Origin of the sequence: Nocardioides sp. (assembly GCF_031422975.1) — a bacterium.
In the GTDB taxonomy this organism is placed as follows: Bacteria; Actinomycetota; Actinomycetes; order Propionibacteriales; family Nocardioidaceae; genus Nocardioides.
The window spans coordinates 1-10,762 of the sequence record NZ_JANPEO010000199.1; the positions used below are offsets into that span (position 1 = coordinate 1).

The following is a 10,762-nucleotide window of genomic DNA, read 5'->3' on the forward strand; positions in this document are numbered from 1 at the left end:
ACCGACCCGGGCACGGCCTTCGGCCACATCGTCACCCAGACCAGCCCCGCCGTGGACGCGATCATCTCCGGCCACACGCACCTGTCCTACAACCACAAGGTCGAGGTCCCGGCGTGGGTGAGCGAAGGCCGGGCCGTCACCCGCCGGCCGGTCGTCTCGGCGGGCCAGTACGGCTCCTACCTCAACCAGCTCGAGTTCGAGTTCGCGCAGGGCACCGACAACCTGGTCAACATCCGCCAGCACGTGCTCGCCATGAAGGAGTACGACGCCGACCCCGCCACCAAGGCGATCGTCGACGACGCCGTCGCCTTCGCGGCGGTCGCAGGGTCGGCCGCGCTGGGCGAGGTCGAGGGTCAGTTCCTCCGCGCGCAGCGCAACGACCCGGCCACGGGCACCACCGTGGAGAACCGTGGCGGCGAGTCGACGCTCGGCAACCTGGTCGCCGAGATCCAGCGCTGGCGGACCGGCGCCGACCTCGGTGTGATGAACCCCGGTGGCCTGCGTGCCGACCTCGACGCCAACAACGACGGCACCGTCACCTACCGCGAGGCAGCCGACGTCCAGCCGTTCGCCAACACCTTGAAGACGGTCGAGCTCACGGGTGCGCAGATCAAGACCCTGCTCGAGCAGCAGTGGCAGCGCGACCCGGAGGGCAACACTCCCTCGCGGCCGTTCCTGCGGTTGGGCACGTCCAGGGGCTTCTCCTTCACCGAGGACGCATCCCGCCCCGAGGGCGACCGGATCACCGGGATGTGGCTCAGTGGCGTGCAGATCGACCCGGCCGCGACCTACACCGTGTCCGCGACCAACTTCCTGGTCTCCGGTGGTGACAACTTCCGAGCCCTGACCCAGGGCGCCAACGCGCAGGACACGGGCTTCACCGACCTGCAGGCGACGGTCGACTACCTGGCGGCCAAGGCCCCGGTGGGTGGCACTCCGCTGCCGGTCGACTTCGGCCAGCACGGTGTCGCCGCCTCGGTACCGGCCGGCCCGTTCGCCCCCGGCGACACGGTCACGATCCCGCTCAGCTCGCTGTCGATGACGGGACCGGGTGACCCGGCCGAGACCTCGGTGACGGTGTCCTTCGCCGGTGTCGCCCTCGACACCCGGACGGTGACCACCACCTTGCCGACCCAGCCGTACGACACCGCGGGCACGGCCTCCGTCTCCTTCCCGATGCCGGTCTCGCGTGCGGGCACGGCGTGGTTCAGGCTGACGGGTGCCTCGGGGACCCTCGCGTGGCTGCCGGTCCAGTCGGTCGACGGCCGCGCCGACTCCACCGTCTCGGCGCCGGCGGTCTCGGTCGCCTACGACCAGCCCGGCTCGGTCGTCGCCATCCTCACTCCGACCGGTGCGACCGGCTCGGTGACGGTGGCGGAGGGTCCGACCACGCTCGGCACGGTGGCACTCGCCACGGCCGGCGGGGCCACCACCGCGACGTACGACGTCATCGCCAGGAGCCTGTCCGTCGGCGACCACACGCTGACGCTCACCTACAGCGGTGACGATGCGAACAAGCCCTCGTCGACCACGGTGTCGGTGACGGTCACGAAGGTGGACTCGGTGGTGACGGCGCCGGATGTGTCGGTGGCGTTCGATCGGGCTGGTTCGGTGGTTGCGACGGTGACGCCGACGGGTGCGACGGGTGTTGTCGAGCTGTACGACGCGGCGACGAAGCTGGGCGAGGCCAGCCTGGCCACCGAGGCCGGTGCGACGAGGGCGAGCATCACGGTTCCGGCGGGTTCGCTGGCCGTCGGTTCGCACGTCCTGACGTTGAGGTACCTCGGTGACGGCGCGACCACGTCGGCGCAGGGCGCGGTGTCGGTGACGGTCACGAAGGTCTCCACCGTGGTGACCGGGTCCTCCGCTCCGATCCAGTGGAGCAAGGGCGGCAACGTCGCCGTACGCGTCACTCCCACCAGCGCGACCGGCACGGTCGAGCTCTTCCACGGCAGCACCCGGCTCGGTGTCGCCACCCTCTCGGGTGGCACGGCGAGCATTGCCGTGGCTGCGAAGGCGCTGCCGGTCGGCACTCACACCCTGGTGGTGCGCTACCTCGGCAACGCGACCCACGCAGCGGCGCAGGGCACCCTCAGCGTCTCCGTGGTGCCCGGCAAGACGAAGCCGTAGGTCGCCTCCTCCGGCGAATCAGGCCGGAGGGCCCGGCGCCACTAGACTCGACGGGTGACACAGCAGCCCGAGAGCCGGTTGAGGCTCCATGACACCGCGACCCGCGAGGTGCGCGACTTCGTCCCCCTCGAGGCGGGCAAGGTGGGCATCTACGTCTGCGGACTCACAGTGCAGTCAGAGCCGCACGTCGGGCACGTGCGCTCGGCCGTCAACTTCGATGTGCTGCGCCGCTGGTTGATGGCCACCGGGTACGACGTCCACTTCATCCGCAACGTCACCGACATCGACGACAAGATCCTCGCGAAGGCCGCCGAGCAGGGCCGGCCCTGGTACAACCTGGCCTACGCGATGCACGCCGAGCTGACCACGGCGCTGGCCTCGATCAACGTGTTGCCGCCGACCTACGAGCCCGGCGCGACCGGCACCATCCCGGAGATGCTCGAGCTGATCTCGATCCTGATCGAGCGCGGTCACGCCTACCCGGCCGAGGACGGCTCCGGCGACGTCTACTTCGACGTGCGCTCGTGGCCCCACTACGGCGAGCTGACGCGCCAGGGCCTCGACGACATGGAGCCCGCGACCGACGCCGACCCCCGTGGGAAGCGCGATCCGCGCGACTTCGCGCTGTGGAAGGGCTACAAGCCCTCCGAGCCCGAGTCGGCGGCCTGGCCGTCCCCGTGGGGTCCGGGACGACCCGGCTGGCACATCGAGTGCTCCGCCATGGCGTCGAAGTACCTCGGCCCCGCCTTCGACATCCACGGTGGCGGCGTCGACCTGCGCTTCCCGCACCACGAGAACGAGCAGGCCCAGTCGCGTGCGGCCGGTCTGCCGTTCGCGTCCTACTGGCTGCACAACGCCTGGATCACCACGGCCGGCGAGAAGATGAGCAAGTCGCTCGGGAACTCGCTTCTCGTGCCCGAGGTGCTCAAGCGCGTGCGCGGCATCGAGCTTCGGTTCTACATGGTCTCCGCGCACTACCGCTCGCACGTCGAGTTCTCGTTCGAGGCGCTCGACGAGGCCGCCGTGGGCTTCGGCCGGATCGAGGCGTTCCTCGAGCGGGCGGCATCGGCCCTCGGCGACGCCGTCCCTGCCGGCGGGATGCTGTGCGCCGACTTCATGGCCGCGATGGACGACGACCTCGGCACCCCGGCGGCGGTCGCGGCCATCCACGAGGTCGTTCGTGAGGGCAACAAGCTGCTGGCCGACGGCGGCAACGCCGCCGCGCTGCGCGGCAACGCCGCGTCGGTGCGTGCCATGCTCGCCGTGCTGGGCCTCGACCCTGCCGACCCTGCCTGGGCGAGCGCGAGCGGCGCCGACGAGGAGAAGCTGCGCGGCGCGGTCGACGTACTCATCACCGCACTGCTCGAGGACCGCGCCACCGCGCGCGCCGACAAGGACTGGGCCCGGGCGGACGCGATTCGCGACCGCATCAAGGCGGCCGGCATCGAGATCGAAGACACGCCCTCCGGGCCGAAGTGGAGCATTTAATGCCAGGGAACTCCCAGCGCAAGGGCGCCATCAAGAAGAGCGGCAAGGGTGCGACCGTCGGCTCCGGAGGACGCGTTCGGCGCGGCCTCGAGGGCAAGGGCCCCACGCCCGCCGCCAAGGACCGGCCCTATCACAAGGCCCACAAGGACGCGAAGCGCTCCGATCGCACCGAGACGACCCGCCCCAAGCGCCGCTCGGCGAAGTCGACCGAAGCCGAATGGGTCGCGGGTCGCAACTCCGTCGTCGAGGTGCTGTCGGCCGGCATCCCGGTGACGGGCGTGTACGTCGCCGAGGGTGCCGAGCGCGACGGTCGACTGCGCGATGCTTTCAAGATGGCGGCCGAGCACGGCTACCCGCTGCTCGAGGTCACGCGCTCCGAGCTCGACCGGATGACCGGTGGTGCCGTGCACCAGGGGCTCGCGGCCCGGCTGCCGTCCTACGAGTACGCGCACGCCGACGACCTGCTCGCTCGCGCGGCCGAGGCCGGGGAGAAGGCGCTGATCGTGGCGCTCGACTCGGTCACCGATCCTCGCAACCTGGGCGCCGTCGTGCGCTCGGCATCCGGGTTCGGTGCCCACGGCGTCGTCATCCCCGAGCGGCGTGCCGCTGGCATGACCGCCGCCGCGTGGAAGTCCAGCGCCGGCGCGGCCGCTCGCATCCCGATCGCCCAGACGGTCAACCTCGTGCGCCAGATCAAGGCCTACCAGGCCGCCGGCTGCATGGTCGTGGGTCTTGCGGCCGACGGCGACATCTCGCTGCCCGAGCTGGTGGCGGTCGGCGGGCTCGCCACGGGACCGCTGGTGATCGTGGTGGGCTCCGAGGGCAAGGGCCTGGGCCGACTCGTCGCCGAGACCTGCGACCAGCTCGTCTCGATCCCGATGCACAACCAGCTCGAGTCGCTCAACGCCGGAGTCGCAGCGTCGGTGACGCTGTATGCGATTGCGCAGGCACGGAGCTGACCTCGGGCGGGTCCTGACCGGGCTCGTCCTCACGGCGGTGTGCGTCACCGTCGGGTTCTCGGCGGGGTTGGCGTTCTTCCTCGGCGACAGCCGCACGGTGGTCGTGGTGAGCCACGACGCGGTGGTCACCCCGACCCTGGACGGGTACGTCGCCGTGCGGACGGGCCCGCTCCTGCCCGACCTCCGGCGAGCCACCGGCGGACCCATCGGCGTCGACCTGGTGCTCGGCAAGACCCAGAGCGACTCGGTCGAGGAACTCTTCGCGCGCTACGCCTTCATCGCCAGCGATCCGGACTCCCAGGTCGCCAAGGTGAGCGACGCCGTCCGGGACATGGCGATCTCCGCAGCACTGCGCGGCGTCGCGCTCGGACTCGTGCCGTTGGCGACGTGGTGGCTGCTCGGCCCGCACCGTCGGGGCCAGCTCTTCCGCGGAGTGCGGACCCGCAGAGGAGTCCTTGGTGGCGCACTCCTGCTCGCGGTGCCGTTGTTGCTGTGGCAGCCCTGGTCCTCCGAGGAGAACACCCAGGAGTCGCAAGGGGAGTGGGAGCCGCTCGCGACCTTCATGGCCGGGTTCCCGGTGCCGGAGGAGGCCGAGGGCATCGAGATCCGCAACAGCCCGACGACGGTGCAGACGCAGCGGCTGATCCAGAGCGCCGTCGACACCTACGAGCAGAGCAAGGACTTCTACGACCGGGCCGCAACCCAGGCGGCGACCCTCGAGCTGCGGGAGCCGGCGGCGGACGAGACCGTGGCCCTGGTCGTCAGTGACCGGCACGACAACATCGGCATGGACCGCGTCACCCGGTCCATCGGCGACCGTGCCGGCGCCACGGTCGTGCTCGATGCGGGCGACGACACCTCGACCGGCGAGCCGTGGGAGGCGTTCAGCCTGGACTCGTTGGACCGGGCCTTCGACGACCTCGACCGCTTCGCCGTCGCGGGCAACCACGACAACGGCCCGTTCGTCGCCGGCTACCTCGACGACCTCGGCTGGCAGATGCTCGACGCGACGGCGGTCGAGGCGCCGTGGGGCGGGCTGCTGCTCGGCGTCGACGACCCCCGCTCGAGCGGCCTCGGGAACTGGCGCGACGAGACCGGCCTGAGCTTCGAGGAGGTCGGCGACCGGCTGGCCGACGCAGCCTGCGAGGGCGACCGGATCTCGACCCTGCTGGTGCATGACGCCGACCTCGGGCGGGAGGCCCTCGCCCGCGGCTGCGTCGACCTCGTGGTCGGCGGCCACACGCACGTCCAGGCCGGCCCGGACCTGGTCGAGGGCGAGAGCGGCCGCACGGGCTACAGCTTCACCACCGGCACGACCGGCGGCGCGGCGTACGCCATCGCCGTCGGCAGCAAGCCGCGCCGCGATGCCGACGTCACGCTCGTCACCTATCGCGACGGCCGACCCGTCGGCACGCAGTGGGTGCGGTTGCGGACCGACGGGGTCTTCGTGGTCGGGTCCTACGTCCCGCTCGCGCTCGACCAGGGCGAGTAGCCCGGAGCTGGTCGCGGACGTGGAGCCGCCGTGCGTGATGGCCGAGTGGCCCTAGCGGCTGCCCTCGTCCTCGAGGGCCTCGTGGAAGCTGTCCATCAGGCCCAGCGAGGCCTCGTCGTCCGCGGTGATCAGCTCGTTGGGCTTGGTGGCGAGCACGTTGTCGATGTAGTCGCGGGCCGTGTCGAAGATCCCGACCTCCCGGCCGGATTGCTCGGAGAGGTACCAGCGGTGCACGAGGACCTCGTGGAAGACCTCCGCCGGCTCGAGCTTGCCGCGCGCGTCGGGAGGGATCATCGCCATGATCGGCTCGTAGATCTCGGTGAGCCACTTGTTGGCCACGAGGTGCCTGTCCTCGCGGCCCAGGTCGAAGTGTGCGGTGTAGGACGCCAGGTCGTTCAGCAACCGCCGGGCCTGGGCGTCCTCCACGGTCATGCCCGTGAGTGACTGGAGCTCGCGACGGTGGTGACCGAGCTCGACGACCTTCGGCTGGATGCGGACCTGGTCGCCGTCGAAGTCGGTGATGATGTCGAGCTCGTCGATGTCGAAGCCGAGGTCGTTGAGCCGCTCGATCCGGCTCTCGATGCGCCACATCTCGCTCGCGCTGAACTCCTCCTCGCCGGTGAGCTCGGCCCAGAGGGCGTCGTACTGCTCGCGCAGGCGGGTGATGATGGCGAAGCCGTCGATCTCGGTGCCGACCGCGCCGCTGGCCTGGAGGTCCATCAGCTCGGCGAAGATGTTCTCGCACCCGACGGTGATGTCGTGCTCGCGCATGCGCTCGCTGACGTGGTCGTGGAGCTCGCCGGTCTCGGCGTCGACGAGGTAGGCGGAGAATCCGCCGGCGCTGCGGCGGAACAGCACGTTGGACAGCGACACGTCGCCCCAGAAGAAGCCGGCGAGGTGCAGTCGCACCAGCAGCACGACGATCGCGTCGACCAGACTGGGCAGGTTGTCGGCGGTCATCCCGTGGGCGAAGAGGCTGCGATAGGGCAGCGAGAAGCGCAGGTGCTCGGTGACCAGCGCGGTGGGCAGCTCCTCGCCGGCCTGGTCGACGCGACCGGCGACGACGCCCTGCGGGACCACGGCCGGGAGACCGACTCGCTGGAGGTCTCGCAGCAGGCGGTACTCCCGGAACGCGATGGCCTCCTGCGTCTCCTTGACCGCGTAGGTCCGCTCCTTGAGGCGGACGATGCGCACGATGTGGCGCGAGAGCCCGCGCGGCAGCGGGACGACGTACTCGTCTGTCCACTCCTCGAGCAGGGTCGACCACGGCAGCGTGACGATCGCCGGGTCCGGCCGGCTCGCGACGATGCGCAAGGCCATGGCGGCAACCTACTCCCGCAGAGCGCTATGGTCGGCTCACAATCGATCCTGAGACTTCACTCACACGCCATCGAAGGTTTGCTGGCGTCCCTCATGACCGCCCCTACTCTCAGCGCGGCCCGCGCCCGTCGGGCCTCTCACATGTACGGAAGGCTCCTCTCATGAAGCATGAACGTGTTCTTGCGACGCTTGCCACTGCCGCCACCGTCCTGGCCCTGGCCTCCTGCGCCGCCCCCAAGGACGACTCGTCGTCGACCACCTCCGACGGGGGTGTCGTCGCCGCCGAAGCCACCAGTGCCGCCGACTTCGGCGGTCTCGACGCGCTCGTGAAGGCAGCCGAGGAGGAGGGCGAGCTCAACGTCATCGCGCTGCCCCCGGACTGGGCCAACTACGGCGAGGTCATCTCGGCCTTCGAGGACAAGTACGACATCGACATCAGCTCGGACCAGCCCGACGCCGCCTCGCAGGACGAGATCATCGCGGCCAACGACCTCCAGGGCACCGATCGCGCGCCCGACGTCTTCGACCTCGGACAGTCCGTCGCCCTGGCCAACACCGACCTGTTCGCGCCCTACCAGGTGGAGACCTGGGACGACATCCCCGACCAGTTCAAGGACGCCGACGGCACCTGGGTCAACGACTACGGCGGCTACATGTCGATCGGCTACGACTCGGCCAAGGTGCCCGACGTGACCTCGCTGCAGGATCTCCTCGGCCCCGAGTTCAAGGGCAAGGTCGCCCTCAACGGCGACCCGACCCAGGCCGGCGCCGCGTTCAGCGGCGTGATGATGGCGGCCATCGCCAACGGCGGGTCTCCCGACGACATCGCCCCCGGCGTGGACTTCTTCGCCGATCTCAAGCAGGCCGGCAACTTCCTCACCGTCGATCCTGACTCGACCACCATCGAGCAGGGCACCACCCCCGTCGTCATCGACTGGGACTACCTCGGGGCTGCCGCGGCCGTCAACGTCGACACGTGGAAGACCGTCGTCCCCTCCGAGGCCGTCGTGGCCGGCTACTACTACCAGGCCGTCAACGCCGACGCGCCGCACCCGGCCGCCGCCCGCCTGTGGCAGGAGTTCCTCTACAGCGACGAGGGCCAGAACCTGTGGCTCAAGGGTGGCGCCCGGCCCATCCGCGGTGACGCGATGGCCGACGCCGGCACCATCGACGCCGACCTCTGGGGTGCTCTCCCCGAGGTCAGCGGCGAGCCGGTGATCCCCACCGACGACCAGACGGTGACCGCGGGCGAGTACCTCGCAGCGAACTGGTCCAAGGCGATCCGCTGAGCACTCCAGCCACGAGAGAAGGTCCGGGTCGGCGGTTCGCCGTCGGCCCGGGCCTCCCTCTGCTGCCGTTCCTCGGCTTCGTCCTGGTCTTCCTGGTCGTCCCCACGCTGACCGTCGTCATCGGCGCCTTCCAGGACGAGGCCGGCCGACTGACCCTCGGCAACCTCGACGCACTGACGAGCGAGGCAGCGCTGACCGCGCTGCGCGGCTCGCTCATCCTCTCCGCCTCGACGGCCGTGATCGGTGCCGTGCTCGGCGCGCTGCTCGCCTACCTGGTCGTCTCGATGTCCTCGCAGAGCCTGCTGCGTCGAACCACACTCGCCGTGAGCGGCGTGCTCGCCCAGTTCGGCGGCATCACCCTCGCCTTCGCGTGGATCGCCACCATCGGCCCGGTCGGGGTCGTCACGAACGCGGTGATGGAGCTGACCGGTGCCAATCTCTACGGTTCCGGTTGGCTCTTCGGACTGCCCGGCCTGGTCGTCGTCTACTGCTACTTCCAGATCCCACTCATGGTGATCGTCTTCGCTCCCGCCTTCGAGGGCCTCCGTCCGCAGTGGCGCGAGGCCGCGGTCAACCTCGGCGCGAGCACGTGGTCCTACTGGCGGCACGTCGCGATCCCCCTGTTGACCCCGGCCTTCCTGGGCGCGACCCTCCTGCTCTTCGCCAACGCCTTCGCCGCCTACGCGACCTCGGCCGTCCTGGTCAGCCAGGGCCAGCCGATCGTGCCTCTGCTCATCCGCCAGGCGATCACGAGCGAGGTCCTGCTCGGACAGGCCAACGTCGGATTCGCGCTCGCTCTGGAGATGATCGTCGTGGTGTCCATCGTGATGGTGGCCTACAACCTGCTGCTGCGGCGTACGTCGAGGTGGATGCGATGACGGTCTCGCCGCTCTTCCGCGTCGTCCGCGCAGTGCTGCTGCTGGCCTTCGCGGCCTACTTCTTCGTCCCGCTGCTGGCGATGTTCGACTTCTCCACCCAGGTCCGCGGAAGCGCGCCGGGACGCACCTGGGACAACTGGGAGTACATGGTCACCGACGAGGACTTCCGCTCCTCGATCATCTATTCCTTGCTGCTGGCTCTGTTCACCGTGGTGCTCATGGTCGTCCTGCTGGTGCCGACGATGGTGTGGGTGCGCCTGCGCGTCCCGCGGGTGAAGCGGCTGATCGAGTTCTTGTGCCTGCTGCCGCTGACCATCCCGGCGCTGGTGATCGTGGTGGGCATCAGCAACGTCTACTCGTGGGTGAGCTACCTGCTGGGCGACTCCCCGCTGGTGCTGACGTTCGCCTACGTCATTCTCGTCCTGCCCTACTCCTACCGCGCCCTCGATGCCGCGCTGTCTGCGATCGACGTGGCCACGCTCGCCGAGGCGGCCCGGTCCCTGGGCGCCGGCTGGTTCACCGTGATCGCCCGCATCATCCTGCCCAACATCACCGGAGGCGTCCTGGGTGCTGCCTTCATCTCCGTGGCGCTGGTGCTGGGCGAGTTCGTCTTCGCCTCGCTGCTCCACTTCGACACCATGCCGGTGGCGATGGCGGGGATCTACAAGAGCAACGGCCCGGCGGCGATGGCTGCTGCGCTCGCGTCGATGCTCTTCGTGGTCGTGCTCCTGCTCGGCCTCACCTTCCTCAGCCGTGACCGGCACAAGCAAGGAGCATCCTCATGACCGATCGCGGTCTGGCCGTCGAGCTGTCCGACCTCACCCGCGTCTACGGCTCCGTGCGGGCGTTGGACGGGCTGACCCTGCACCTGGCCCCCGGCGAGCTGGTCGCCCTGCTCGGCCCCTCCGGGTGCGGCAAGACGACGGCTCTGCGGATCCTGGCCGGCCTCGACCATGCCACGTCGGGCTCGGTCTCGGTCGGCGGTCGGGACCTGACCACGGTCCCGGCCAACAAGCGCGACATGGGGATGGTGTTCCAGGCCTACAGCCTGTTCCCCCACATGACGGTCATCGACAACGTCGGCTTCGGGCTCAAGCTGCGCGGTCGCGACGGAGCTGCCCGACGCAAGCGTGCCGGCGACATGCTCGAGCTGGTCGGACTCGGTGGGGAGGCCGACCGCTTCGCTCACCAGCTGTCCGGCGGCCA

At 70.1% G+C, this 10,762-nt stretch carries 9 protein-coding genes; 8 read left to right on the forward strand and 1 reads right to left on the reverse strand.

Annotated features, from left to right (window positions below; translation table 11 throughout):
* The 4 genes from RMO85_RS06085 to RMO85_RS06100 form a co-directional block, all read left to right on the forward strand.
* On the forward strand, window positions 1-2,130 hold a 2,130-nt coding region (locus RMO85_RS06085), incomplete at its 5' end, for a 5'-nucleotidase C-terminal domain-containing protein (RefSeq protein WP_310527490.1).
* Window positions 2,131-2,184: 54 nt separating this feature from the next.
* Window positions 2,185-3,618, forward strand: a complete 1,434-nt coding sequence (gene cysS / locus RMO85_RS06090) for a cysteine--tRNA ligase (RefSeq protein ID WP_310527493.1) — start codon at window positions 2,185-2,187, stop codon at window positions 3,616-3,618.
* Window positions 3,618-4,577, forward strand: a complete 960-nt coding sequence (gene rlmB, locus RMO85_RS06095; RefSeq protein ID WP_310527495.1) for a 23S rRNA (guanosine(2251)-2'-O)-methyltransferase RlmB — start codon at window positions 3,618-3,620, stop codon at window positions 4,575-4,577. The genes cysS and rlmB overlap by 1 nt, the downstream gene beginning before the upstream one ends.
* The gene (locus RMO85_RS06100) at window positions 4,558-6,069 is read left to right on the forward strand and encodes a metallophosphoesterase (RefSeq protein WP_310527496.1); all 1,512 of its coding nucleotides are present in this window, start codon (window positions 4,558-4,560) and stop codon (window positions 6,067-6,069) included. The genes rlmB and RMO85_RS06100 overlap by 20 nt, the downstream gene beginning before the upstream one ends.
* 51 nt (window positions 6,070-6,120) lie before the next feature.
* Here RMO85_RS06100 and RMO85_RS06105 read toward each other — a convergent pair whose 3' ends face one another.
* A complete protein-coding gene (locus RMO85_RS06105) occupies window positions 6,121-7,389 on the reverse strand; it encodes a DUF4032 domain-containing protein (protein WP_310527497.1) in 1,269 nt (422 codons plus the stop codon).
* Between the two features lie 161 nt (window positions 7,390-7,550).
* On the opposite strand from RMO85_RS06105, the gene RMO85_RS06110 reads away from it, so the two are divergent.
* The 4 genes from RMO85_RS06110 to RMO85_RS06125 form a co-directional block, all read left to right on the forward strand.
* Entirely contained in the window at window positions 7,551-8,678 is a 1,128-nt protein-coding gene (locus RMO85_RS06110; RefSeq protein WP_310527498.1) for an ABC transporter substrate-binding protein, read from the forward strand.
* 236 nt (window positions 8,679-8,914) lie between these two features.
* Window positions 8,915-9,556 (forward strand): ABC transporter permease subunit, encoded by a 642-nt coding sequence (locus tag RMO85_RS06115; protein WP_310527500.1) that lies wholly within the window; start codon window positions 8,915-8,917, stop codon window positions 9,554-9,556.
* Window positions 9,553-10,341, forward strand: coding sequence for an ABC transporter permease subunit (locus RMO85_RS06120; RefSeq protein WP_310527503.1), 789 nt, complete (start codon window positions 9,553-9,555; stop codon window positions 10,339-10,341). The genes RMO85_RS06115 and RMO85_RS06120 overlap by 4 nt, the downstream gene beginning before the upstream one ends.
* The coding region (locus RMO85_RS06125; RefSeq protein ID WP_310527508.1) for an ATP-binding cassette domain-containing protein at window positions 10,338-10,762 on the forward strand (425 nt) is incomplete at its 3' end. The genes RMO85_RS06120 and RMO85_RS06125, both read left to right, overlap by 4 nt.

Bases quoted from the DNA above. Each gene is read 5' to 3' on its own strand.
- rlmB (WP_310527495.1), top strand. From the start codon at position 3,618: ATGCCAGGGAACTCCCAGCGCAAGGGCGCCATCAAGAAGAGCGGCAAG.
- RMO85_RS06105 (WP_310527497.1), bottom strand. From the start codon at position 7,389: ATGGCCTTGCGCATCGTCGCGAGCCGGCCGGACCCGGCGATCGTCACG.
- RMO85_RS06110 (WP_310527498.1), top strand. From the start codon at position 7,551: ATGAAGCATGAACGTGTTCTTGCGACGCTTGCCACTGCCGCCACCGTC.
- RMO85_RS06120 (WP_310527503.1), top strand. From the start codon at position 9,553: ATGACGGTCTCGCCGCTCTTCCGCGTCGTCCGCGCAGTGCTGCTGCTG.